General features: G+C 70.2%; 24 protein-coding genes. 11 read left to right on the top strand and 13 right to left on the bottom strand.

Annotation, left to right across the window (positions count from 1 at the left end):
* The first annotated feature begins 76 nt into the window (after positions 1 to 76).
* Genes Tchl_RS03670 through fabG form a run of 9 tightly spaced genes read left to right on the top strand, consistent with a single transcriptional unit; the run spans position 77 to position 8,820 of the window.
* A complete protein-coding gene (locus Tchl_RS03670) occupies positions 77 to 1,027 on the top strand; it encodes an LpxL/LpxP family acyltransferase (RefSeq protein WP_075147200.1) in 951 nt (316 codons plus the stop codon).
* The gene (locus Tchl_RS03665; protein WP_075147199.1) at positions 1,024 to 1,599 is read left to right on the top strand and encodes a LolA family protein; all 576 of its coding nucleotides are present in this window, start codon (positions 1,024 to 1,026) and stop codon (positions 1,597 to 1,599) included. The genes Tchl_RS03670 and Tchl_RS03665 overlap by 4 nt, the downstream gene beginning before the upstream one ends.
* The gene (locus Tchl_RS03660; protein ID WP_075147198.1) at positions 1,596 to 3,959 is read left to right on the top strand and encodes an MMPL family transporter; all 2,364 of its coding nucleotides are present in this window, start codon (positions 1,596 to 1,598) and stop codon (positions 3,957 to 3,959) included. Before Tchl_RS03665 ends, Tchl_RS03660 begins: the two co-directional genes overlap by 4 nt.
* 48 nt (positions 3,960 to 4,007) lie before the next feature.
* Positions 4,008 to 4,787 (top strand): polysaccharide deacetylase family protein, encoded by a 780-nt coding sequence (locus Tchl_RS03655; RefSeq protein WP_232311648.1) that lies wholly within the window; start codon positions 4,008 to 4,010, stop codon positions 4,785 to 4,787.
* Positions 4,784 to 5,557 carry a class I SAM-dependent methyltransferase gene (locus Tchl_RS03650; RefSeq protein ID WP_075147196.1) on the top strand — a complete coding sequence of 258 codons (774 nt, stop codon included), beginning with the start codon at positions 4,784 to 4,786 and terminating at the stop codon, positions 5,555 to 5,557. Before Tchl_RS03655 ends, Tchl_RS03650 begins: the two co-directional genes overlap by 4 nt.
* Positions 5,558 to 5,592: 35 nt before the next feature.
* Positions 5,593 to 6,780 carry a beta-ketoacyl-[acyl-carrier-protein] synthase family protein gene (locus Tchl_RS03645; RefSeq protein WP_075147195.1) on the top strand — a complete coding sequence of 396 codons (1,188 nt, stop codon included), beginning with the start codon at positions 5,593 to 5,595 and terminating at the stop codon, positions 6,778 to 6,780.
* Positions 6,777 to 7,628 carry a beta-ketoacyl synthase chain length factor gene (locus Tchl_RS03640; RefSeq protein ID WP_075147194.1) on the top strand — a complete coding sequence of 284 codons (852 nt, stop codon included), beginning with the start codon at positions 6,777 to 6,779 and terminating at the stop codon, positions 7,626 to 7,628. Before Tchl_RS03645 ends, Tchl_RS03640 begins: the two co-directional genes overlap by 4 nt.
* The gene (locus Tchl_RS03635) at positions 7,625 to 8,104 is read left to right on the top strand and encodes a hydroxymyristoyl-ACP dehydratase (RefSeq protein WP_075147193.1); all 480 of its coding nucleotides are present in this window, start codon (positions 7,625 to 7,627) and stop codon (positions 8,102 to 8,104) included. The genes Tchl_RS03640 and Tchl_RS03635 overlap by 4 nt, the downstream gene beginning before the upstream one ends.
* A complete protein-coding gene (gene fabG, locus Tchl_RS03630) occupies positions 8,101 to 8,820 on the top strand; it encodes a 3-oxoacyl-ACP reductase FabG (RefSeq protein WP_075147192.1) in 720 nt (239 codons plus the stop codon). The genes Tchl_RS03635 and fabG overlap by 4 nt, the downstream gene beginning before the upstream one ends.
* Before the next feature lie 22 nt (positions 8,821 to 8,842).
* Here the strand turns inward: fabG and Tchl_RS03625 are convergent, their stop codons facing one another.
* From Tchl_RS03625 to Tchl_RS03615, 3 genes are all read right to left on the bottom strand, one after another.
* The gene (locus Tchl_RS03625) at positions 8,843 to 9,595 is read right to left on the bottom strand and encodes a glycosyltransferase family 2 protein (protein WP_075147191.1); all 753 of its coding nucleotides are present in this window, start codon (positions 9,593 to 9,595) and stop codon (positions 8,843 to 8,845) included.
* Between the two features lie 16 nt (positions 9,596 to 9,611).
* On the bottom strand, positions 9,612 to 10,409 hold the full coding sequence (locus Tchl_RS03620) for a lysophospholipid acyltransferase family protein (protein WP_075147190.1): 798 nt from the start codon (positions 10,407 to 10,409) through the stop codon (positions 9,612 to 9,614).
* A gap of 224 nt (positions 10,410 to 10,633) precedes the next feature.
* Positions 10,634 to 10,990 carry a hypothetical protein gene (locus tag Tchl_RS03615; protein ID WP_075147189.1) on the bottom strand — a complete coding sequence of 119 codons (357 nt, stop codon included), beginning with the start codon at positions 10,988 to 10,990 and terminating at the stop codon, positions 10,634 to 10,636.
* Positions 10,991 to 11,126: 136 nt separating this feature from the next.
* On the opposite strand from Tchl_RS03615, the gene Tchl_RS03610 reads away from it, so the two are divergent.
* Together Tchl_RS03610 and Tchl_RS18335 are read left to right on the top strand one after the other, a co-directional pair.
* Positions 11,127 to 12,290 (top strand): D-alanyl-D-alanine carboxypeptidase/D-alanyl-D-alanine-endopeptidase, encoded by a 1,164-nt coding sequence (locus Tchl_RS03610; protein ID WP_332307154.1) that lies wholly within the window; start codon positions 11,127 to 11,129, stop codon positions 12,288 to 12,290.
* Positions 12,218 to 12,640 (top strand): D-alanyl-D-alanine carboxypeptidase, encoded by a 423-nt coding sequence (locus Tchl_RS18335; RefSeq protein ID WP_332307153.1) that lies wholly within the window; start codon positions 12,218 to 12,220, stop codon positions 12,638 to 12,640. The genes Tchl_RS03610 and Tchl_RS18335 overlap by 73 nt, the downstream gene beginning before the upstream one ends.
* A gap of 12 nt (positions 12,641 to 12,652) precedes the next feature.
* On the opposite strand, the gene Tchl_RS03605 is transcribed toward Tchl_RS18335, so the two are convergent.
* The 10 genes from Tchl_RS03605 to nqrF form a co-directional block, all read right to left on the bottom strand.
* On the bottom strand, positions 12,653 to 13,072 hold the full coding sequence (locus tag Tchl_RS03605; protein WP_075149557.1) for a DUF4870 family protein: 420 nt from the start codon (positions 13,070 to 13,072) through the stop codon (positions 12,653 to 12,655).
* A 169-nt stretch (positions 13,073 to 13,241) separates the two neighbouring features.
* Positions 13,242 to 14,732: a 4-hydroxy-3-polyprenylbenzoate decarboxylase gene (ubiD, locus tag Tchl_RS03600; RefSeq protein WP_075147188.1), complete on the bottom strand. Its 1,491-nt coding sequence runs from the start codon at positions 14,730 to 14,732 to the stop codon at positions 13,242 to 13,244.
* Between the two features lie 100 nt (positions 14,733 to 14,832).
* Positions 14,833 to 15,660, bottom strand: coding sequence for an orotidine-5'-phosphate decarboxylase (gene pyrF / locus Tchl_RS03595; RefSeq protein WP_075147187.1), 828 nt, complete (start codon positions 15,658 to 15,660; stop codon positions 14,833 to 14,835).
* Between the two features lie 216 nt (positions 15,661 to 15,876).
* Positions 15,877 to 16,122: a hypothetical protein gene (locus Tchl_RS03590; protein ID WP_075147186.1), complete on the bottom strand. Its 246-nt coding sequence runs from the start codon at positions 16,120 to 16,122 to the stop codon at positions 15,877 to 15,879.
* A gap of 83 nt (positions 16,123 to 16,205) precedes the next feature.
* A complete protein-coding gene (locus Tchl_RS03585; protein WP_075147185.1) occupies positions 16,206 to 17,591 on the bottom strand; it encodes a Fic family protein in 1,386 nt (461 codons plus the stop codon).
* Between the two features lie 283 nt (positions 17,592 to 17,874).
* Positions 17,875 to 18,747, bottom strand: coding sequence for a 4-hydroxybenzoate octaprenyltransferase (gene ubiA / locus Tchl_RS03575; protein ID WP_075147184.1), 873 nt, complete (start codon positions 18,745 to 18,747; stop codon positions 17,875 to 17,877).
* Positions 18,748 to 18,860: 113 nt separating this feature from the next.
* Positions 18,861 to 20,921, bottom strand: coding sequence for an ATP-dependent DNA helicase RecG (gene recG, locus Tchl_RS03570; protein WP_075147183.1), 2,061 nt, complete (start codon positions 20,919 to 20,921; stop codon positions 18,861 to 18,863).
* A 27-nt stretch (positions 20,922 to 20,948) separates the two neighbouring features.
* The gene (locus tag Tchl_RS03565; RefSeq protein ID WP_075147182.1) at positions 20,949 to 21,329 is read right to left on the bottom strand and encodes a RidA family protein; all 381 of its coding nucleotides are present in this window, start codon (positions 21,327 to 21,329) and stop codon (positions 20,949 to 20,951) included.
* A 131-nt stretch (positions 21,330 to 21,460) separates the two neighbouring features.
* Positions 21,461 to 22,261, bottom strand: coding sequence for an enoyl-CoA hydratase/isomerase family protein (locus tag Tchl_RS03560; RefSeq protein WP_075149556.1), 801 nt, complete (start codon positions 22,259 to 22,261; stop codon positions 21,461 to 21,463).
* A 143-nt stretch (positions 22,262 to 22,404) separates the two neighbouring features.
* Positions 22,405 to 23,628 (bottom strand): NADH:ubiquinone reductase (Na(+)-transporting) subunit F, encoded by a 1,224-nt coding sequence (nqrF, locus tag Tchl_RS03555; protein WP_075147181.1) that lies wholly within the window; start codon positions 23,626 to 23,628, stop codon positions 22,405 to 22,407.
* Positions 23,629 to 23,633 lie beyond the last annotated feature (5 nt).

The raw sequence follows: 23,633 nt of genomic DNA, 5'->3' as shown, positions 1-23,633 counted from the left end.
CGCCGTGCATGCTTTCGTCGCCGCCCCCGGATTCGGCCGAGGCGCCATCCGGACGACGGGTCTCGGAGGCCTCGCGGTGAGCTCGCCGCCACCCTCCCCCAAGGCCGCGCACGCTGAGTGGGCCCGGCGCCCCGAGCGCAGCAACGCGGCGACGCTGCGGCTCATGACCTGGATCTCGCTCGCCCTGGGCCGCCGCGCGGGACGCGTCGTGCTCGCCCTCATCGCGGGCTATTTCCTCCTCTTCGCCCCCACGGCGCGGCGCGCCTCGCGCACCTACCTCACCCGGCGCCTCGGCCGCGCCCCACGCATGGCCGAGCTCTTCCGGCATATCCACGCCTTCGCGTCCACCGTGCACGACCGGATCTACCTGCTCAACGAGCGCTTCGACCTCCTCGACATCCGGGTGCACGGCGCCACGCTGCTGCTCGAGCAGGTCGCGCGCGGCGAAGGCGTCCTCCTGATGGGCGCGCACATGGGCAGCTTCGAGGTGATCCGTGCCGTCGGCCGCCAGCAGCCGGGCATGCGGGTGGCAATGGTGATGTACGAGGACAACGCACGGAAGATCAACGAGGCGCTGGCCGCAATCAACCCGGCCGCGACCCAGGACATCATCCCCCTCGGGCAGCTCGACTCGATGCTGCAGGTGAAGGCGCGGCTCGAGGACGGCATGATCATCGGCATGCTGGGCGACCGCGGGCTGGGCGGCGATGCAAACGTGGCGGTCGACTTCCTCGGTGCGCCGGCAGCCTTTCCCGCGGGTCCGTGGCGCATGGCGGCGATGCTGCGCCGGCCGGTGTTCCTCATGCTCGGCCTGTACCGCGGCGGCAACCGCTACGACATCCACTTCGAGCCGCTCGCCGACTTCTCCGCAGTGGGACGCGACAGCCGCGAGGCGGTGCAGCGCGAGGCGATCGCCCGCTACGCGGCGCGCCTCGAGCACTACCTGCGCGAGGCGCCGTACAACTGGTTCAACTTCTTCGACTTCTGGCAGGGTGTGCCCGACCCTCGCCGCTCCGACGCCGCATGATCCGCCGTCTCTTCGCCCTCACCGCCTCTCTCCTGCTGCCGGTTGCCGCTTTCGGCGCCGAATGGAATCTGGTCGCGCTCATGCACCGGCTCGCCGAGCAGCGCAGCGGCGAGGCCCGCTTCAGCGAGAGCAAGCATCTCGCCATCCTCGCTGCACCGGTCCTGTCCTCCGGCGTGCTGCGCTTTCGCGCCCCGGACCGGCTAGAGAAGATCACCGAGGCACCGCGCCCCGAGTCGCTGGTGCTGGACGGCGACACCCTCACCGTCACACGCGAGGCGCGCCGCCAGGTGGTGAGGCTCGCCGACTACCCGCAGGCGGCAGCCTTCGTCGACAGCATCCGCAGCACCCTCGCGGGCGATCATGCCGCGCTCGAGCGCACCTACGCGCTGCATCTTTCCGGCGCGCGCGCGCGCTGGACCTTGAGCCTCCTGCCGCGCGACCCGAAGCTGGCCGAGCGGGTGCTGCGCATCACCATTCGCGGCAGCGACGCCACCCTCTCCGAGATCGAAGTCCTGCTGGCGGACGGCGACCGCTCGGTGATGACGATCCGCGACGCGGTGCCCACCCGATGAGACCGCGTCGCGCCGCGGCGCTCGCCGCCTGGGTCACGCTCCTCGTCGCCTGCGTGGCGGTGATCGCCCAGACCCGCTTCACCGCCGACCTGTCCGCCTTCCTGCCGCGCACCCCGACCGCCGAGCAGCAGCTGCTGGTCGACCAGCTCACCGACGGCATGGTCTCGCGCCTGCTGCTCGTCGCCATCGAGGGCGGCGACGCGAAGGCACGGGCCGACGCGTCGCGCGCCCTCGCACAGCGCCTGCGGGCGGATCCCGCCTTCGGCATGGTCGCCAACGGCGAGCCGGTGCACGAGGAACACGACCGCAAGCTCCTCTACCACAACCGCTACCTGCTGAGCCCGGCGGTCGCCCCCGAGCGCTTCACCGCGGTGGGCCTCGAGGCCGCGATCGGTGAGTCGGTCGCGCTGCTCGCCTCGCCGCTCGGGATGCTCACCAAGTCGCTGCTGCCGGCGGACCCCACCGGCGAGATGCTCGCGCTCGTCGAGCGCTTCGAGGCCGGCGCCCGCCCCGCGCAGGCCGAAGGCGCATGGGCCTCACGCGACGGCGAGCGCGCACTGTTGCTCGTCCAGACCCGCGCCGCGGGCTCGGACATGGACGCCCAGCAAGCGGCCATCGCCGCGGTGCGCAGCGCCTTCGAGGCCACGCGCCACGGCGCGGCAGCAGCCGGACTGTCCCTGGTGATGAGCGGCCCCGGCGTCTTCGCGGTCGACGCCCGCGCCACGATCAGGGGGGAGGTGACGCGGCTCGCGCTGCTGTCGACCGCCATCGTCGTCACCCTGCTCCTCTTCATCTACCGCTCGCTCCCCGCCCTCGTGCTGGGACTGCTGCCGGTGGTGACCGGCGCAGTGGCGGCGGTCGCCGCGGTGAGCCTGGGCTTCGGCATGGTCCACGGCATCACCCTGGGTTTCGGCACCACCCTGGTCGGGGAGGCGGTCGATTACGCCATCTACCTCTTCGTCCAGCATGACCCCGCCGGCGAGGACGGGCACGACGCACGCCCCGCCTTCTGGCCCACCATCCGGCTCGGCGTGATGACTTCCATCTGCGGGTTCGCGGCGCTGCTCTTCTCGGGCTTTCCCGGTCTCGCGCAGCTCGGGCTCTACTCGGTCACCGGACTCGTGGTGGCGGCGACGACGGCACGCTTCGTGCTGCCGGCGCTCCTGCCGTCCGGCTTCCGCATCCGCGACGTGAGCCCCCTGGGGCGACGCCTGCAGCATCTGGTCGCCGGCGCACACCGCCTGCGCTGGCCGCTCGTCGCCCTCACGCTCGCCGCGGCGGCGGCGATCCACCTCCATCGCGACCGGGTGTGGAACCACGAGCTCGCGGCACTGAGTCCGGTACCGACAACCGCGCAGGCGCTCGATCAGGCCCTGCGCGCCGATCTGGGCGCGCCCGACGTGCGCTACGTCGTGGTGGTGAGCGCGCCCGACCGCGAGGCGGCGCTCGCCGGCGCAGAAGAGGTGGGCGGGCGGCTCGAGCCGCTGCTTGGCGAAGGGGTCCTCGGCGGCTACGAAAGCCCCGCCCACTACCTGCCCTCACAGGCGACCCAGCTCGCACGCCGCGCGAGCCTGCCCGAGGCCGGCCTCCTCGCGACGCGCCTCGCTGATGCGACCGCCGGGCTGCCGCTCTCCGCGGAGCGGCTCGCCCCCTTTCTCGCCGAAGTCGAGGCCGCGCGCCGGCGCGCCCCGCTCACCCGCGAGGACCTCGAAGGCACGAGCTTCGCGCTCGCCGCCGATTCGCTGCTGGTACGCCAGCACGGCCACTGGAGCGCGCTCCTGCCGCTCACCGCACCCGACGGGGGCGCGCGCGCGATCGACGCCGCGCGGGTACGCGCCGCGCTCGCCACGAACGACGGCGCGCAGGCGGTATTCGTCGACACCAAGGGGGAGTCCGACCGCCTGTACGCCGGTTACCTGCAGGAGGCGCGGCTGCTCGCGTTCGCCGGTCTGGCGGCGATCGTGGCCCTCCTCGCTCTCACCCTGCGCTCGGCCCGCCGGGTGGCGGGTGTGCTCACGCCGCTCGCCGCGGCCGTGCTGGCGGTCGTGGCCGGGCTCCTGCTGTCGGGCGTCACGCTCACCATCCTGCACCTGGTGGGACTGCTCCTCATCGTCGCGGTGGGCTCCAACTACGCACTCTTCTTCGACCGGGCCGCGGGCGCGGCCGGCCCCACGCCGCGCACGCTCGCCTCCATGCTCTTCGCGACCCTCACCACCGTGGCGGGCTTCGGGCTGCTGGCCTTCTCCTCGGTGCCGGTGCTGCAGGCGATCGGCACCACGGTTGGCCCGGGCGCGATTCTTGCCCTCGTGTTCTCGGCGATCACCGCCAGCCGTCCGGCACCCGACCTGCGACCGTCCTGAGTCATGCCCCGTCCCTGGCAACCCACACCCCTCATCCGGCTCTCCGCTGTGCTGCACGCCGCGGCAGCGGCCGGCCTCGCGTGGCGGCCGGAGGCGTGGCCGTGGGCGATCGGCGCACTCGCCGCCAACCACGGCATGCTGACCGCTGCCGGGCTGTGGCCCAGGAGCCGGCTCCTCGGGCCCAACTGGACGCGGCTGCCGCCGGCCGCTGCGGCGCGCGGCGAGATCGCCCTCACCATCGACGACGGCCCCGATCCGGTGGTGACGCCACACGTGCTCGATTGCCTGGATCGCTACGACGCGCGCGCCACCTTCTTCGTGATCGGCCGCGCAGCACGCCGCCACCCGGCGCTCGCGCGCGAGATCGTCGCCCGCGGCCACACCGTGGAAAACCACAGCGAGGCACACGACAAGCGCTTCTCGCTCTTCGGCCCGCGCGCGCTCGCGCACGAGATCGGCACCGCGCAGACCACCCTCGCCGAGCTCTGCGGCGAGACGCCGCGCTTCTTCCGCGCCCCCGCCGGCCTGCGCAACCCCTTCCTCGAACCGGTGCTCGCGCGCCTCGACCTCACCCTGGCTGCGTGGACGCGACGCGCCTTCGACACCCGCAACGGCGACGCCGGGGCAGTGGTGGCACGACTCACCGGGCGGCTGGCCGCCGGCGACATCCTGCTCCTTCACGACGGCAACGCCGCCCGCAGCGCCCGCGGCACCCCGGTCATCCTCGAGGCGCTGCCGCGCGTGCTCGCCGCCTGTGCCGAAGCCGGGCTGCGCCCGGTCACGCTGCGCGCGGCGCTTCCCACCACCGACTCCTCGCCCTTGCCATGAGCCAGACTTTCCTCGCCACCCTGCTCGATGCGGCAACCGAGCCTTACCGCCCGGGCGGCAAGTTCGCCTACCACTTCGCCCGCGGCAAGCTCGGCACCGACCCGATCTTCCGCAGCCTGCTGCGCCAGGGGCTGATCCCCTCGGGGGGGCGTATTCTCGATCTGGGCTGCGGCCAGGCGGTGTTCGCCTCGTGGCTGCTCGCCGCCCGCCGCCTCTACGAAGCGGGCCACTGGCCCGCGGGCTGGCCCGAAGCGCCGCGCATCGCGACCCTGCGCGGCATCGAGCTCATGCCGCGCGACGTGGCGCGCGCCCACCAGGCGCTCGGCGCCGCCCATCCGCTGGCGCGCATCGAGCTCGGGGATATTTGCGCGTGCGATTTCGGCACGGTGGACGTGGTGACCATCCTCGACGTGCTCCACTACATCGACCCGCCACGCCAGCACGACGTGCTGCGCCGGGTGCGCGCGGCGCTGACGCCGGGCGGGCGGCTCATCCTGCGCATCGGCGACGCCAACGGGGGGCTGCCCTTTCGCATCAGCAACTGGGTCGACCAGGTCGTGACCTTCGTGCGCGGCCACCGTCTGCCGCGGCTCTGGTGCCGCCCGCTCTCCGAATGGCGGGCGCTCCTCGAAGGGCTGGGCTTCACCGTCGACTCGCAGCCGATGAGCGAAGGCAAGCCCTTCGCCAACGTCATGCTGGTGGCGCGCCTTCCCGAGGCGGCACAATCGGATACGGACACCCGCCCGCTCGGGTCAGCGGGCGCGATTTGATAGACTTGCGCCCTTTCAAGGATACGCAAACGATCGTGGAGCCGCTCCTCCTCTCCCGCTACACCGCCACGACCTGCCTCGGGCACGGCCTGGACGCGATGCGCACGGCGCTGGTCGCCGGGCGTTCCGGCCTGAAGCCCTGCGACTTCGAGACGGTACGGCTGCCGACCTGGATCGGCGAGGTCGAGGGCGTCGACGACGAGGTGCTGCGCGAGGACCTCGCGGCCTACGACTGTCGCAACAACCGCCTCGCCCAGCTCGGCCTGGGTCAGGACGGCTTCGCCGGGGCGGTGGCCGAGGCAGCCGCACGCTGGGGGCGCGACCGGATCGCGGTATTCCTCGGCACCAGCACCGCGGGGATCCTCCAGACCGAGCTCGCCTACCGCCGGCGTGATCCCGAGACCGGCGCCCTGCCGCCCAGTTTCCGCTACGCCGAGACGCACAACACCTACTCCGTGAGCGCCTTCGTACGCGCCTGGTTCGGGCTCACCGGGCCCGCCGCGGTGGCCTCCTCAGCGTGCTCGTCGAGCGCCAAAGTGTTCGCCTCGGCTGCGCGCATGATCACGGCCGGCGTGATCGACGCCGCGGTGGTGGGCGGTGTCGACACCCTGTGCCTGACCACGCTCTACGGCTTCAACTCGCTCGAGCTCGCCTCGCCCGAGGCCTGTCGCCCCTTCGACGTGGCGCGCGACGGCATCTCGATCGGCGAAGCGGCGGCGTTTGCGCTTGTCGAACGCAGCCCGGTCGCCCCGCCCGCGAACGCGGTGCTGCTTCTGGGCGTGGGCGAATCGAGCGATGCCTACCATATGTCCTCCCCCCATCCCGAAGGGCGTGGCGCGCGTCAGGCGATGGCCGCGGCGCTGGGGAGTGCCGGACTCGCGCCACGCGAGATCGACTACATCAACCTGCACGGTACCGCGACGCCGAGCAACGACGCGGCCGAGGGCAAGGCGGTGGGCGAGCTCTTCGGCGACGCCGTGCCCTGCAGTTCGACCAAGGGCGCCACCGGTCACACCCTGGGCGCGGCCGGGGGGGTCGAAGCGGTGGCGTGCGCGATCGCGCTCGCCGACGGCTTCATCCCCGGCGGCGTCAATACGCGCGACCCGATGCCCGGCCTCGATTACGTACGGGCAAGCCGCAGCGCCCGTCTGCATCGCACCCTCAGCAACTCCTTCGGGTTCGGCGGCACGAACTGCAGCCTCGTCCTGGGGCGCCCCGTATGAGCGCGACTCTGCCTCCCGCCGCCCACATCGCCGCCGTCAGCCTGCTCGGCCCGGGCCTGCGCGACTGGCCCGCCGCGGCCGAAGTGCTCGCCGGGCACGCTGCCTGGCAGCCCGCACCCACCGTGCTCACCGCGCCGCAGATCCTGCCACCCGCGGAGCGGCGCCGCACCGGGCGCATGGTGAAGCTCGCCCTCACGCTCGGCCTGGAAGCCGTGGCCGCGGCCGGTGCGGACGCGGCCACGCTCGCCACCATTTTCAGCTCGTCGAGCGGCGACGGCCTCAACTGCCACCAGATCTGTGAGGCGCTCGCCTCCGAAGACCGCCAGATCTCGCCCACCCGCTTCCACAACTCGGTGCACAACGCCGCCGCCGGCTACTGGAGCATCGCCACCGGCGCCACCGCACCGGCCTCCGTGCTGTGCGCCCACGACGCCAGCTTCAGCGCGGGGCTACTCGAAGCGGTGGTGCAGGTGGCGGTCGAGCGCATCGCCTGCCTGCTGATCGCCTACGACACCGACTATCCAGCGCCGCTCAGGTCGGTGCGACCGGTGCCCGATGCCTTCGGCGTAGCACTGCTGCTCACTCCCAAGCCGGCGCAGGGGAGCTTCGGCCGCCTGTCGCTACAGCTCACCCAGGCCTGCGCCGACCGGCTCCACGATCCCGCGCTCGAAGCGCTGCGGGCAAGCATCCCGGCCGCCCGCAGCCTGCCGCTGCTCACCGCCATCGCCCGCGGCCAGGGCGGCCGCGTGGTGCTCGACTACCTTGACGGCACCCAGCTCGCGGCCGATCTGGCCGCGGATTCCGCCGGGGCTTCGTCCGGGCTGCGGAACGTAGCAGCGTGTCGATGAGCGCCGCGCCAGCCACGCTCGACCGCGCCGCCATCGCCGCGCGTATCCCGCATCAGGGCGGGATGTGCCTGCTCGATGCGGTCGAGGCCTGGGACGAGCACACGATCCGCTGCCGTGCCACGAGCCATCGCACCGCCGACAACCCGCTGCGCGAAGGCGGCGCACTGCCTGCCGCGAGCGCGATCGAGTACGCGGCGCAGGCGATGGCGGTGCACGGGGCGCTGCTCGCCCCGCCCGCGACAACCCCGCGCATGGGCTTTCTCGCAAGCGTGCGCAGCGTCACGTTCCATGTCGCGCGCCTCGATGCGCTCGCGGCCGAACTCGAGATCCGCGCCGAGCGCGTCTCGGGCGATGCCAACAGCGTCCTCTACGCGTTCACCGTGAGCGCCGCCGGCGCCCCCGTGGCCAGTGGCCGCGCCGCGGTGATCCTCGATGCCGGCCGGCTGGCCGGCGCACCTTTCGGGAGTCCCGCTTGAAGCACGCCCTCGTCACTGGCGGCAGCGGCGGCATCGGCGCCGCCATCTGTCGCCGCCTCGCCGCCGACGGCTGCCGTGTATTCATCCACGCCAACCGCGGCGCCGAGAAGGCCCGCGCGCTCGCCGCCGAGATCGAGGCGGCAGGCGGACGGGCAAGCGCGGTGGTGTTCGACGTCACCGACGCCGCGGCCACCCGCAGCGCGCTCGAGGCGATCCTCGCCGAGGGCCCGATCCAGGTGCTGGTGAACAACGCCGGCATCCACGACGACGCGGTCTTCCCCGGCATGCGCCCCGAGCAGTGGCAGCGCGTGATCGACGTATCGCTGAACGGCTTCTTCAACGTCACCCAGCCGCTCACCCTGCCGATGATCCGCACCCGCTGGGGGCGCATCGTGACCGTCTCGTCGATCGCCGCGATCACCGGCAACCGCGGCCAGGCGAACTACGCCGCGGCCAAGGGAGCACTGCATTCGGCGAGCAAGTCGCTCGCGCAGGAGCTCGCGAGCCGCGGCATCACGGTAAACGTGGTCGCACCCGGAATCATCGACACCGCCATGAGCGAGCACGCCTTCAGCGCCGACGCGATCGCCCGCATGGTGCCGATGAAGCGCGCCGGCCGGCCAGAAGAAGTGGCCGAGCTGGTAGGATTCCTCGCCTCCGAGCGGGCCGCCTACGTGACCAGTCAGGTGATCTCGATCAACGGCGGGATGGTCTGAGGCAGCGCGGCACGGACGGAGCTCACAACCGCCGCCGCAGCAGCACCGGCAGCCGCAGCACGAAGCCGAGGAAGAGCCGGGTGTGCATCCAGGTGAGCAGCAGATTGTCGCGCGTATAGTTGAAGTGCGACACACCGCCCTCCTCCGCCCGAAAGTATTTTACCGGCGCCGGCAGGTTCACCGGTGGCACGCCCAGCCACGCCAGGCGCACCACCGCCTCGGGGTCGAAGTCGAAGCGGCGCATCCAGCGCTGCCCACGCATCACGCGCACGAGCGGCGCGATCGGATAGACGCGGAAGCCGTACAGCGAGTCACCGATGCCGGCCCACAGCGTCTCGAGGTTCGCCCACCAGTTGGAGATCCGGCGCCCGCGCACACGAAGCCGCGGGGCGCTCGCGTCGAACACCGGCACGCCGAGGACCATCGCCTCCGGGCGCTCCTGCGAGGCGCTCATGAAGCGCGGGATGAGCTCGGCCGGATGCTGGCCGTCCGAATCGATGGTGAGCGCATGGGTGTAGCCTTCGCGCATAGCGAGTTCGACCCCGTGCAGCACGGCCGCACCCTTGCCGCAGTTGCCGGGCAGCACGATCACGCGCAGACCGGGGTCGTGTGCCTCGAGCGCCTGCAGCCCCTCGGCGGTCCCGTCGGTGCTGCCATCGACCACCACCCACACTGGATGCCACTGGCGGCGCGCCGCGCGCACCGTCTCGTACACTTTCTCGCCGGGGTTGTAGCTTGGGATGAGGACGAGGTGGGTGAGCGAGGGCAGGGTCATGGACGGGGATGAAGAGTCAGGAGTTCGACGCCACGGCGGCACGGTTCGCGGAGGGCAGCGCGGGCAGCGGCACGTGGGCGAGCTCGGTGGCGAAGTGGCGTTCGAGCGCGTGCATGAAGGCGGGCACGTCGCCCGGCGGATCGAAGCGCGCACCCAGGCGCACACGATAGGTTACGGGCATGTCGGGGCGGCGCAAGAGCGGCCAGCCCTTGGTCAGATAGGGCGACGCGGTCTCGATGAAGATCGCCTGCACCGGCACCCGCGCGCGCCGGGCGATGAGCGCGACGCTGCTCAGCAGCGGGTTCACCGGCAGGCGCGTGGTCCGGGTGCCCTCGGGGAACACCAGCAGCTGGCTACCCGCGGCAAGTTCCTCGCTCGCACCGATCACCATGGAGAGCGGCGCATCGTTGCGGATGTAGCGCGCGAGCCGCGCTCCGGCGCCGAGGAAGAGGTTGTCCATCAGCCCCGCCTTCATGATGCAGGCCACGTCGGGCAGGCGCGAGATCAGCATCACCGCGTCGAGCAGCGACGGATGGTTGGGCGCGAGGATGAGGGGGCCGGCCCCGCGCAGGGCATCGAGCGCGGCCAGATCGAAGCGGCAGGCGCCGATCGCGGCAAGAAAACCGGTGTAACTGCGAAAACCGGCCATGATCATGCGCCGCCCGAAACGGCGCGCGGCGGCGGCCGGCAGCAGCGGATGGAGCAGCATCGCAACCGGGACCCACGCGAGGCACATCACGCCGAGGTAGCCCAGCCCGAGCCAGAGCAGGACGTGCTCGATGAGCCGGCGCGCAGCCGCGCGCATCTCACTCATCAGCCTCCACCCGCAGCGCAGACCATACCGCAGCCGGTGACGCCCATGGCACAGGCCTTCGCCGCCATCTGCGCGCGCTCAGGCATCCGCGTCGCCTCGCGACCCCGACAACAACCTGGATTCAGTGCCATAAGTCTCCGAAATCAACCGAAATCATGCTGAGCGGCGAAAATTTTACCGGATGTACCGCTCGCACCAGGCCGGGCCATGGCGCCGACGCTCCGCTAGCCGCGGGACATCCCTTCGCCCGCCCCACGCGCGCGCTCCGCCTCCTCGTACAGCGCCCGCCCGAACGCCTTCCACGCTGCCCCACCGTGGGTGTGCACCCCGATCTGCGCGCTCTGGCGCATGGTGACCAGCATCAGCTCGGAAAGCGCGAACAGCTCGCCCTTGTGCCGCTCCATGTAGTCCGGGTGACGCAGCAGGCCGATGCGGCACTCCGAAGTGCAGCTCAGCGCCTCGCGCGCGAGCGTGCGCAAGCGCGCGCTGTCGCTCCAGTCCAGCCCGATCGCGATCCCGTAACGGCGGATTTCCCGTTCGAGCGCCTGTGCAGTCTGATCGTAGTGCCCGAATCCACTCATGCTTTTTCCCGTCCTCTGGCTGCGCCCCCGGGCCGGCGTCGTAGGTCGCTGCTGCGGCTAAAATGACGCCATCACCGGAGCGCCGGAGGCAGGGATTCTACCCCTCTGCGGCGCCCCCTGTGCAGGAAGTTCGCATATGCCAATTCACTTCACATTGACACCCTTCCGGCGCCTGCTCGCCGCGCTGGGGCTGGCGCTGGGGCTGACACTTGGCCTCCAGCAGGCGGCGCTCGCCGACCGCGCCCTGCCGCCGCCGGTAGCGCTCGCGCTCGGCGCCGCCGGCATCCCCGCCGCAGCGGTCGCGGTCTGGGCGCAGCCGGTCGATGGGCAGCAGCCGGTCCTCGCGCTCAACGCCGGAGAGCCGATGAATCCGGCCTCGGTGATGAAGCTGGTCACCGCCTTCGCCGCCTTCGAACGGCTCGGCCCCGCCCACACCTGGCGCACCCGGATCGCCGCCAGCGGCACGCTGCGCGACGGCGTGCTGCACGGCGACCTCTACCTGGTGGGCGGCGCCGACCCGATGCTCGGCCAGGAGCGCCTGTGGAAGCTGCTGCGCCGGCTGCGCGCGCTCGGCATCGAGCGCATCGCCGGCGACATCGTCCTCGACGCCTCGGCGCTGCGCCTGCCGCCGCACGACCCCGACGCCTTCGACGGCCGCGGCCTGCGCCCCTACAACAGCGGCCCGCACGGCCTGCTGCTGCATTACAACACCCTGCTCCTCGGCCTGTTTCCGGGCCGCGCCGCCAGTGAACCGGTGGCACTCGCCGCCGAACCGCCGCTCGCCGGCGTCGTCATCGACAACCGCATCCTGACCTCGGACGCGCCCTGCGGGCTGTGGTATGGCGATCTCCAGGCCCGCCTCGAAGCCGGCCCCCGCCTGGTGCTGAGCGGCAGCCTGCCGGCCGCCTGCGGGCCCCGCACATGGAGCGCGGCGCCGCTGCCGCCGGCCGACTTCGGCATCGCCCTGGTGGCCGGGCTGTGGGCCGAAGTGGGCGGCAGGGTGGACGGCAGGGTGCGCCCCGGGGTGCTGCCCGCCGCCAGCCGCGAACTGCTCGGCGACGACTCCCCGGCGCTGGCCGAAGTCGTGCGCGAGATGAACAAGTGGTCGAGCAACGTCATCGCCCGCCAGCTCCTCGCCACCCTCGGCGCGCACAGCACAATCGGCGACGCTGAGGCGGACACCGCCCTCCCCCGGCGACGCCCGGGGATCGGCCGCCGGTGCCGGACATGGTCGCCGACGGCGCGCGCAGCGCGACCGCGGCGCTCGCTGCCGCCGGCATCGACGCGACCGGGCTGGTGATCGAAAACGGCTCCGGGCTGTCGCGCATCGAGCGCATCCGCGCCGACAGCCTGGGCCAGCTCCTGCTCGCCGCCTGGCGGCGGCCGTGGATGCCGGAATTCCTCGCTGCGCTGCCGCTTGCGGGCGTCGATGGGACCGCCCGCGGGCGCCTGGCCGCCAGCCCGGCGCGCGGCCACGCCCACATCAAGACCGGCACCCTCGACGGCGTCCGGACGATGGCCGGCTACCTGCTCGACCGCCACGGCCGCCGCCACGCGGTGGTGATGATGGTCGCCCACCCCGAAGCCGCGAGCGCTGCCGCCGCCCAGGACGCGCTGCTCGAATGGCTGTGGGCCAACGGGGCGCCGTAGGCGGCCCGCCGCTCAGTGCATCGGCAGCGTGCGCCGCCCGGCCAGCACCCACCAGCCGCGCACCACCCGGTACACCACCCACAGTCCGACCAGGGCGACGACCAGCAGCGCGAACGGAAAGCCGATCACGGTGAGCACCATCAGCACCGCCAGCGCGACCCACAGCACGGCGAACCAGAAGGTGCGGATCTGCCAGCGGAAATGGCTCTCCAGCCAGGTACCGCGCACCGCGGCCTGGTTCCAGTAGTTCAGCGCCACCGCGGCGATCGACGGCAGGCTGGCGATGAAGCTGCCGACGATGGTCGCCGAGCCGACGACCCCGGAAAACACCGCGAAGGCGTGCAGGGCATAGACCAGATGGGCGACGGTGACCATGTTCTCGCTCGGCTGGCCGGCCTGCAGGGGTGGGGGGGAAGGTTCGGGGTAGTTCATCGGCAGCACAGCCTCCGCTCGGGATGGAATGGAAAATCCGCCGGACCGGGGCCACGCCGTGCCACCACCGCCCCCACCCGGAGGCAGCCGGCAGCCGGCCGGATCATGTGCCCGGTCCCGGCACACGCACCGGAACAATACCCCGGACCGGCCTGCGCGCGCACGGAACTCACAAGCCGAACTCGGCCCAGCGCGCGTCGACCCGGCGCCTGACGGCCTCATCCATGACGATCGGACGGCCCCATTCGCGGTTCGTCTCCCCCGCCCACTTGTTGGTCGCATCCAGCCCCATCTTGCTCCCCAGCCCGGCGACCGGGCTGGCGAAGTCGAGGTAATCGATCGGGGTGTGGTCGACCAGCGTGGTGTCGCGGGTGGCGTCGATGCGCGTGGTCAGCGCCCAGATCACTTCCTTCCAGTCGCGGATGTCCACGTCGTCGTCCACCACGATGATGAACTTGGTGTACATGAACTGGCGCAGGAAGCTCCAGATCCCGAACATCACGCGCTTGGCATGGCCCGGGTACTGCTTGCGGATGCTGACCACGGCGAGGCGGTAGGAGCAGCCTTCGGGCGGCAGGTAGAAGTCGACGATTTCGGGAAACTGCTTCTGCAGCAGCGGCACGAAGACCTCGTTCAAGGCCAGCCCGAGCATCGCCGGCTCGTCGGGCGGCTTGCCGGTATAAGTGCTGTGGTAGATCGGGTCGCGCCGCATGGTGATGCGCTCGATCGTGAACACCGGGAACTCCGAGACCTCGTTGTAGTAGCCGGTATGGTCGCCGTAGGGGCCTTCGGACGCGATGTCGTCGGGGTGGATCACGCCTTCGAGGACGATTTCGCTCGAGGCCGGCACCTGCAGCTCGGAGCCGAGGCAGCGCACCAGCTCGGTCTTCGCCCCGCGCAGCAGGCCGGCGAACTGGTATTCGGAGATCGTGTCCGGCACCGGCGTCACCGCGCCGAGGAGGGTCGCCGGATCGCAACCGAGCACCACCGCCACCGGGAAGGGCTCACCGGGGTGGGCGAGCTGGTGTTCGCGGAAGTCGAGCGCGCCGCCGCGATGCGCCAGCCAGCGCATGATCACCCGGTTGCGACCGATCACCTGCTGGCGGTAGATGCCCAGGTTCTGGCGCTTCTTGTGCGGCCCGCGCGTCACCACCAGGCCCCAGGTGATCAGCGGTGCGGCATCGCCCGGCCAGCAGTGCTGGATCGGCAGCCTCGCCAGATCGACCTGATCGCCCTCCCACACCAGCTGCTGGCAGGGCGCGGAGCGCAGCACCGACGGCGTCATGTTGAGCACCTGTTTCAGCACCGGCCACTTCTCCCAGGCGTCCTTCAGCCCCTTCGGTGGCTCGGGCTCCTTGAGGAAGGACAGCAGCTTGCCGACTTCGCGCAGCGGCGTGCGCCAGTCGCCGTCGGCAACGTCCTCGCCCATCCCCATCGCCACCCGCTGCGGCGTGCCGAACAGGTTGGCGAGCACGGGGATGGCCTGCGCCACGCCCTGCGTCAGCGGCTGCTCGAACAGCAGCGCCGGGCCGCCAGCGCGCAGCACGCGGTCGGCGATCTCGGTCATCTCGAGGTGGGTGTCGACCGGCGCGCTGATGCGCTTGAGTTCGCCGCGGGCTTCGAGCTGGGTGAGGAAGTCGCGCAGATCGTCGTATTTCATGCGGGGTCTCGGGCGAGGCGAAAGAGGGACGGAAGGGGTGAGAAAGTGCGCGGGCGGACCGCGACCGAGGCGGACCGGCCCGCCGCGCACCGGCGCGGGCTCAGCGGTGGGCGTTGATCGCGTCGCGGGTGGCGAGCGCGACGCGGCGGGCGGCGGCGGCGAAGTCCTCGTCCGCGCCGGCGTACAGGATCGCACGCGAGGAGTTGATCATCAGCCCGCTGCCGTCGGCACTGCGCCCGGCAGCCACGGTCGCGGCGATGTCGCCGCCCTGGGCGCCGATGCCCGGCACCAACAGCGGCATCTCGCCGGTGAGCGCGCGCACGCGGGCGATCTCGTCGGGGAAGGTGGCGCCAACCACCAGTCCGCAGTTGCCGCTGGCGTTCCACTCCTCGGCGACCAGGCGGGCGACGCGCTCGTAGAGTTTTTCCACCCCGCCGCCGGGCCTGCCGACCTCGAGGAACTGCAGGTCGGAGCCGCCCGCGTTGGAGGTGCGGCAGAGCAGGATCACGCCCTTGTCGGAGTACGCCAGGTAGGGCTCGACCGAGTCGCGCCCCATGTACGGATTGACCGTGATCGCGTCCGCCCGGTAGCGCTCGAACGCCTCCACCGCGTACTGCCCGGCGGTGCTGCCGATGTCGCCACGCTTGGCGTCGAGCACCACCGGGGTGGCCGGATGGCGCTCGTGGATGTGGGCGATCAGGGCTTCGAGCTGGTCCTCGGCGCGCTGCGCGGCAAAGTAGGCGATCTGCGGCTTGAAGCAGCAGACGAGGTCGGCGGTGGCATCGACGATGGCCTTGCAGAACTCGAAGACGGCGTCCGCGCGCCCCTCGAGGTGGGCGGGGAAGCGGGCCGGATCGGGGTCGAGGCCGACGCACAGCAGGCTGTCGCGCTGCTGCCACGCGGCGCGAAGGGCGCTCATGAAATGCATGGGAGAACTGTCCGGGTTGGGTGCGGGCTGAATGATAAGCCGGATCGCCGCCCGGGAGCGCATGCGCGCGCCGCCCGGAGGTACGGAAAAAATTGCGGGAGAAATCGCCGGAAAAGTGGTCGGAAAAGTCACCGCGAAGATTGCGCAGATGCCTTTCGGGCAGCACCCCGCCCTCCGCGCACAGCAGGCGGCGACACGGGCGGGGGCGCGATGCGCTCAGAGGCCGAGCATCTTCATCGCCTTGGCCAGCGTATCGACGGACTCCTGGTGCTTGCCGGCCTGGTGGAGCATTTCACCCTCGGCGCGCAGCTTCTGCACTTCGGCGAGCTGTTCGGCGCTGAGCGCCGGCTTCATCGACAGCGCCTCGTCGATCTTCTTCATGTCGGCCGGGCAGTGGAAGGCAAACGCCGCCGAGGAAGACAGGACGGCCAGCGCGGCCAGCAGCGGATAGCGGATTTTCATTGTGGCTCTCCTGGGGTGCGGGCACCTGCCCGCTCCTCGTTGACCGGCCACGCGGCGAAGGGTTGCGCAGATGACGACCGGATTTATTTCCAGAGCTCGCGCCAAGCATGAAATTCACTGGGCCTTAGGCGATATCGGGCAATGTTGCCTTCGTGAAGACTGAGCAGTTGGGTCTCGACCACTTCAATGAATCGTTCGCGATCCGGTGCCTCGATCCGCTCCTGCGCAAAGTGGTGGATATGGCTGATTGCCTGTGGCTTGCTCAGTTTTTCACGAACCACGGTGGCGACCACTTGGGTGATGTGCTGCCTGTGCTGCAAACGGAAGGGATCAGGGTCGCCCAGCGACTGGCGCACAGCAGAATAGCGCGCACAGGATCGTTTGTATGCCCATACAAAGACGTCGCGCAACAGCTCGATGCGATTGAGTTCATAGATACCCAACATGGCGCTGATGTAAGTTGTCTGCGAGACATCGACGAAGGACAGCGGGCAGAGGTTGCGCCGAATCAGCGAAATATTGGCAGCCAGGCGGGAAACCCGCTTGTTGACATCCTCAAAGGGCTGCAAATACGGCAAATGCACCATGGCAAAAAACGCCTGTTCGAAGGGGTCTCGTATGGCAGCGGCCGTATCCAGCACCTGGTCAAAACACTCCTCGATCCGTTGTGGCCCTTCCAGCGGCAGGAATGTGGTCCGGCCAATGCCAACGGCAATCGTGCGCAAGCGGCCACTGGCGGTGGGATCGTCCAGCAGGTTGTCGGACAGCAAGGCGTGCAGGTTGAGCAGGGTATAGCGGTTGAAGCCAATCTCCCCGGCCGAGTCGATCAAGAACTCGATGGCCTCCCTGTGATTCAGAATCATCTGTGCTTCGAGTGCATCCTTACCTGATGCAGCCTCGCCAGCCGAAATCAATCGTTCGGTTTCCAGCAGGGAATAGGTGTTGCCCTCCAGTCGACTGGAGTTCCAGGAGAGGTCGATCAGCAGACGATTGGCCAGTTGCCGTGCATAGGTTCCCGCAGGTTCATTGCTGCTGACGGCTTGACCCTTTGATAGCAGTTCGTCTCGAACCACTTCGCTGAGGTAGTAGGTTTCGTTGGGTCGGTAGTCATCCAGAAATGCGCGGTTGTAGCCAACGGGCGTGCGCTGCTCCAAGGGTTGCCGGACCTGTTTCTCGACCGCTTTCGCTTCAGGTGACAGGGGAATCAGGATTCCTGCGTGAGCGGTTGCAGTTATCGTCAGGGCGACATTTCCCTGTCCCCTGACCACCTTGCCACGCAGATATTTGACCGCGCGCCCTTGGCCTTCACGACGCATTCGCTCCTGAGCAATCAGGCTGTTGAGCCAGCGCTGCAGCGTTCGACGGCTCGGCGGCGCAGACAGGTTTTCTTCAATCTGCTCGATGCTGGCACCGTCGGGAAAGCGAGCGATGGCTTCAAGAACCGCCTCGTAGGTCTCTGTCGGGATCATTCTGGCCACGGTTCTTCCTGTCGCGCATCGCCTAAATTGCGACACTAAACAGGATAATGTGTCGCAAAACCATTATCGCGACACTTAATTGTGTCGCGCAAGTCCTTCCAGACACTCAAGGAGTTCTTGTGCCGCCTGGGTGACCGTCAATTCCAACGCCGGCAAAACATCCTCGCGCAGGGTTTCGCCGGGGTGCGGGGGCCGCCGCAGGGGGGGCCGGAGTGCTTCGGGCGCGATGCCACTCTCCCCGCCGGGGCCTTGCTGGCTGCGCAGCAGCACCGGCTCAATGCAGCCGGCGCAGCAGGTCGTCGATGAAGATGCCGGCGAAGATCGCCCCGCCGACCCAGTTGTTGTGCAGGAAGGCCTTGAAGCAGGGGGCGCGCTCGCGGCCGCGGATCAGGGTGTAGTGGTACAGCGCGAGGCCGCAGGCGGCGAGCAGGCCGAGATAGAAGGGCAGCCCGCTGCCGGCGAGCGCGCCGGCCAGGGCGAGCAGGGCGAAGGCCGCCGCGTAGCAGCCCATCACCGCGGCGACGTCGAAGCGGCCGAAGGTGATCGCCGAAGTCTTGATGCCGATGCGGATGTCGTCGGGGCGGTCGACCATCGCGTACTCGGTGTCGTAGGCGATCGCCCACAGGATGTTGGCGAGCAGCATCAGCCAGGCCAGCGGCGGCACCTCGCCGAGCACCGCGGCGAACCCCATCGGAATGCCGAAGCCGAAGGCGATGCCGAGATAGGCCTGGGGGATGGCGAAGAAGCGCTTGGTGAACGGGTAGCTCACGGCGAGGAACAGCGCCGGCAGCGACAGCCAGCGTACGAGCGGGTTGAGCGGCAGGATCAGGACGAAGGCAATCGCCGCGAGCGCGCTCGCCAGCAGCAAGGCTTCCTTCACGCTCACCGCGCCGGTGGCGAGCGGGCGGCTCTTGGTGCGCTCGACGTGGCCGTCGAAGCCGCGGTCGGCGTAGTCATTGGCCACGCAGCCGGCCGAGCGCATCAGGAAAGTGCCGACGACGAAGATCACCAGGATATGCAGCGGCGGCCAGCCGTCGGCGGCGAACCACAGCGCCCACAGCGTCGGCCACAGCAGCAGCAGGGTGCCGATCGGCTTGTCGATCCGCATCAGGCGGGCGTAGAGGGGTAATTTGTCGGTCAGCGTCATCGATCCGGCTCCCGGGAAAACCGGCCGATGATACCGCGCCCGCAAGGCCGCATGGCACTCCATCCGAGCCATCGCCAGCCGAGCCGTCGACCGAAACCTGCCGCCCCCCTCGCTCAGGCGCGCAGCAAGGCTTCGCGCCCACCCAGCCAACGGGTCATCAGCGCCTGCGCGAGGGCAGGCTCATGGCTCAGGAGGTGCTCGGCAAGCTCGCGCGCGGGTTCGATCAGCGCGGCGTCGGCTTCGAGGTCGGCGTAGCGCAGCAGCGGCACCCCGCTCTGGCGCGCGCCGACGAACTCGCCCGGACCACGGATGCGCAGATCCTCCCGCGCAATGACAAAGCCGTCGGTGTGCTCGTAGATCACTTTCAGCCGCGCGCGGCCGGCGTCCGACAGCGGCCGGGCGAAGATCAGGATGCACTCCGATTCGGCCGCGCCGCGTCCCACCCGGCCGCGCAGCTGGTGAAGCTGGGCGAGGCCGAAGCGTTCGGCGTGCTCGATCACCATCAGGCTGGCGTTGGGCACATCGACGCCGACTTCGATCACCGTGGTGGCGACCAGCACGTCCACCGCGCCGGCGGCGAACGCGGCCATGGTGGCAGACTTGGCGTCGGCCTTGAGCCGCCCATGAACGAGGCCGACGCGCAGTTCGGGCAGCGCCGCGGCGAGGGCATCGAAGGTCTCCTGCGCAGTCTGCAGCTGCAGGGCTTCGGAGTCCTCGATCAGCGGGCACACCCAGTAGGCCTGGCGCCCGCCCGCGCATGCCGCACGCAGGCGGGCGACGACTTCGTCGCGGCGCGCCTCGGACACCAGCCGGGTGCGGATCGGGGTGCGCCCGGGCGGCAGTTCATCGAGCACCGAAACGTCGAGGTCAGCGTAATGGGTCATCGCCAGCGTGCGCGGGATCGGCGTCGCCGACATCATCAGCAGGTGCGGGCGCAGCGCCGGGTCCGCGCCGGAGCCCCCCTTCTCACGCAACGCCAGGCGCTGGCGCACGCCGAAGCGGTGCTGTTCGTCGACAACGGCAAGCGCCAGCCGCGGCAGGCTCACCGGGTCTTCGATCAGCGCGTGGGTGCCGACCGCGAGCAGCACTTCGCCGCGTGCAAGGCGCGCGAGTTCGGCCTCACGCTCGCGCTTCCTGCGGCTGCCCGACAGCCAGGCCACCTCCAGCCCAAGCGGCGCCAGCCAGGCGGCGAGCTTCTTCCAGTGCTGCTCGGCGAGGATCTCGGTGGGCGCCATCATCGCCGCCTGCCAGCCGTTTTCCGCCGCCTGCAGCATCGCCAGCGCGGCGACCAGGGTCTTGCCGCTGCCGACGTCACCCTGCAGCAGACGCTGCATCGGGTGCGGCGCGGCGAGGTCGGCGGCGATGTCGACCACCGACCTCGCCTGCGCCGCGGTGAGGCGGAACGGCAACGCCGCGAGCAGGGCCGCAGCCAGCGTGCCACATCGCGGCAAGGGCGGTGCGGCGCGCGCGCGGCGGGCGAGGTAGGCACGGCGCAGCGACAGCTGCTGGACCAGCAGCTCCTCGAACTTGATCCGCCGCCAGGCCGGGTGTTCGCGCCGCTCGAGGGCCACCGGGTCGGCATCGGGCGGCGGATGGTGCAGATCGTGCAGCGCGGCGGCAAAGCCGGGCAGATCGAGGCGTGCGCGCCAGGATGAGGGCAGCAGCTCGTCCTGCGCTTCGCTGTGCAGGGCGCGCTCCACCAGCTTGCGCAAGGTGGCCTGGCCGACCCCGGCGGTCGTCGGGTACACCGGCGTCAGCGCCTCGGGCAGGCCTTCGTCCGCAGCCACCACGCGTACCCGCGGATGCACCATCTCGTCGCCGAAGAAACCGCCGCGCACTTCGCCGAACAGGCGCACGCGGCGGCCGACGGCAAGCTGCTTCTGCTGCGAGGGATAGAAATGAAGCCAACGTGCGGCCAGCATGCCGCTGGCGTCGCGCACGCGGGCGACGAGCTGGCGGCGCGGCTGCTGCACGACCTCACAGGACGCCACCTCGCCCTCGATCTGGGCTGGAAAACCGGGGCGCAGCGCGGCGATCGGCGTCAGCCGGGTCTCGTCCTCGTAGCGTAGTGGCAGGTGCAGCAGCAAATCGCGCGGGCGGTGCAGGTCGAGCTTCGCCAGCCGCGCGGCAAGCGCGCCACCGACCCCGCTCCAGCCCTGTTCCGGTCCGGCCACGCCCGGTACCCTGCTGCCCGCCTGTCCTCAGTCGAGCACCAGCACCAGGTCGGCCTCGACCAGCGCGCCGCGCGGCAGTTCGCGCACGCCGACGGTGGCGCGCGCCGGGTAGGGCGCGGCGAAATAGCGCGTCATGACTTCATTGACGGTGCCGAAATTGCCCAGGTCGGTGAGGTAGATGGTGATCTTGACGACGTCCGCGAACGAGCCGCCCGCCGCCTCGGCCACCGCCTTCAGGTTGTCGAACACGCGCACGGCCTGGGCGTCGACGCCCTCGACCAGCTCCATCGTCGCCGGATCGAGGCCGATCTGGCCGGACAGAAAAACCTGCTTGCCGGCCTTCACCGCCTGGGAATAGGGGCCGATCGCGGCGGGGGCGTTGGGGGTGGAGACGATGCTTCGGGCCATGACATGAACCTCGGGGATGAGAAAGCCGGCATTGTAACCGGGCCCTCCTTCCTGCACGCCGGCAATCCCCCCGTGCGGTCGTGCGCATCGCCACCGGAACGGGCGACGGGGCACGACCGGCCCGGCCGCCTTCAGCCAGCCTTGAACTGCGGCTTGCGCTTGTCGAGGAAGGCGCTGACGCCTTCGACGAAATCCGCATCCGCGGAACAGCGGCCGAACGCTTCGGCCTCGCTCTGCAGCTGCGCCTGCAGCGAGGCGTCGTGCGAATCGAGCAGCAGACGCTTGATCTCGGCCTGGGTGCGACGCGGTCCGGCCAGCAGGCGGGTGGCCAGGCGCGCGACTTCGGCATCGAGCGCGGCCGGTGCGGCGACCCGGTTGAGCAGCCCGAGCCGGAGCGCTTCGGCGGCGTCGAAGCGATCACCCAGCAGCAGCAGCTCGGCGGCGCGACGGCGGCCGACGATGCGCGGCAGGAAGTAGGACGCGCCGCCATCGCCGGGCAGGCCGATGCCGACATAGGCGGTGGTGAACAAGGCGTTGTCCGCGGCCACGGCGAAATCGCAGCCGGCCATCAGCGACAGGCCGAAGCCGGCACAGGCCCCGCGCACGCGGGCGATCACCGGCTGCTCCAGGCGCTGCAGGGTGTCGATCACCGGATTGACGTGCTGCTCGATCAGGGCGCGGAACGCCGCCTGGCGGCTCTCCTTCGACAGGCTGAAATGGCGGGCGAAATCCTTCAGGTCACCGCCGGCCATGAAGTGATCCCCGGCGCCGGCGATCACCACCACGCCGTAATCATGGCGCGCGGCCAGTTCGCGCACGGCGGCGCCGAGGTCCTGCATCATTTCCACCGACAGCGCATTGAGCGCCGTGGGGCGGTTCAGGGTGAGGGTGGCGACATCGTCGCGGACGTCGAGCAGTACGGTTCCAGCCATGAAGATCCTCGAATAAAAATGCCCGTGCCCGCGTTCGACACGGCGGGCAGCGGGCATGGAGGGACGCCGGAGAGGCGGGGCCGACGCAGCCGGTACGCGTGGCCGGCGAACACCGCCGGCCGTTGCGCCCGGTGGCGCGGGACTCAGCCGCCGAAGTCGTCGAGCATGATGTTCTCGCGCTCGACGCCGAGATCGAGCAGCATCTTGATCACCGCGGCGTTCATCATCGGCGGGCCGCACATGTAGAACTCGCAGTCCTCGGGCGCCGGGTGGTCCTTGAGGTAGTTCTCGTACAGCACGTTGTGGATGAAGCCGGTGTAGCCGGTCCAGTTGTCTTCGGGCAACGGATCGGACAGCGCCAGGTGCCAGGTGAAGTTGGGGTTCTCCGCGGCCAGCTTGTCGAACTCGTCCACGTAGAAGGCCTCGCGCATCGAGCGCGCGCCGTACCAGAAAGTGATCTTGCGCGTGCTGTGCAGGCGCTTGAGCTGGTCGAAGATGTGCGAGCGCATCGGCGCCATGCCGGCGCCGCCGCCGATGAACACCATCTCGTGATCGGTGTCGCGGGCGAAGAACTCGCCGAACGGGCCATACACGGCGACCTTGTCGCCCGGCTTGAGGCCGAACACCCAGGACGACATCTTCCCCGGCGGAATGTCGTCGCGCCCCGGCGGAGGGGAGGCGACGCGGATGTTGAACTTCACCACCCCCTTCTCGTCCGGGTAATTCGCCATCGAATAGGCGCGGATCACGGTTTCATCGACCTTGGAGACGAAGCGCCAGAGGTTGAACTTGTCCCAGTCGCCGCGGAATCGGTCCTCGATGTCGAAGTCCTCGTACTTGACCACGTGCGGCGGGCACTCGAGCTGGACATAGCCTCCGGCACGGAAATCCACGCTCTCGCCTTCCGGCAGGCGCAGGGTCAGCTCCTTGATGAAGGTGGCGACGTTGGGGTTCGATTCGACCGTGCATTCCCACTTCTTGACCCCGAAGACTTCTTCCGGGATCTGGATCGTCATGTCCTGCTTGACCGGAGTCTGGCACGACAGGCGCCAGCCGGCGCGGGCGTCGCGCTTGGTGAAGTGCGATTCCTCGGTGGGCAGCATCGAGCCGCCGCCCTCCTTGACGATGCACTTGCACTGGGCGCAGGTGCCGCCGCCGCCGCAGGCGGAGGGCAGGAACAGGCCGTTGCCGGCGAGGGTCTGGAGCAGCTTGCCGCCGGCGGGCACGGTCAGCTGGTGCTCGCCGTTGATGTCGATGGTGACGTCGCCGCTCGCCACCAGGCGGGAACGGGCGACGATGATGAAGACCGCGAGCGCGAGCACGATCGCGGTAAACATGCCGATGCCAAGGATGATTTCGGTGTTCATGGGTT

Source organism: Thauera chlorobenzoica (assembly GCF_001922305.1).
Classification (GTDB): domain Bacteria; phylum Pseudomonadota; class Gammaproteobacteria; order Burkholderiales; family Rhodocyclaceae; genus Thauera; species Thauera chlorobenzoica.
Note: the sequence above shows the minus strand (reverse complement) of the source record. Positions and strands in the feature narration are given on the sequence as shown.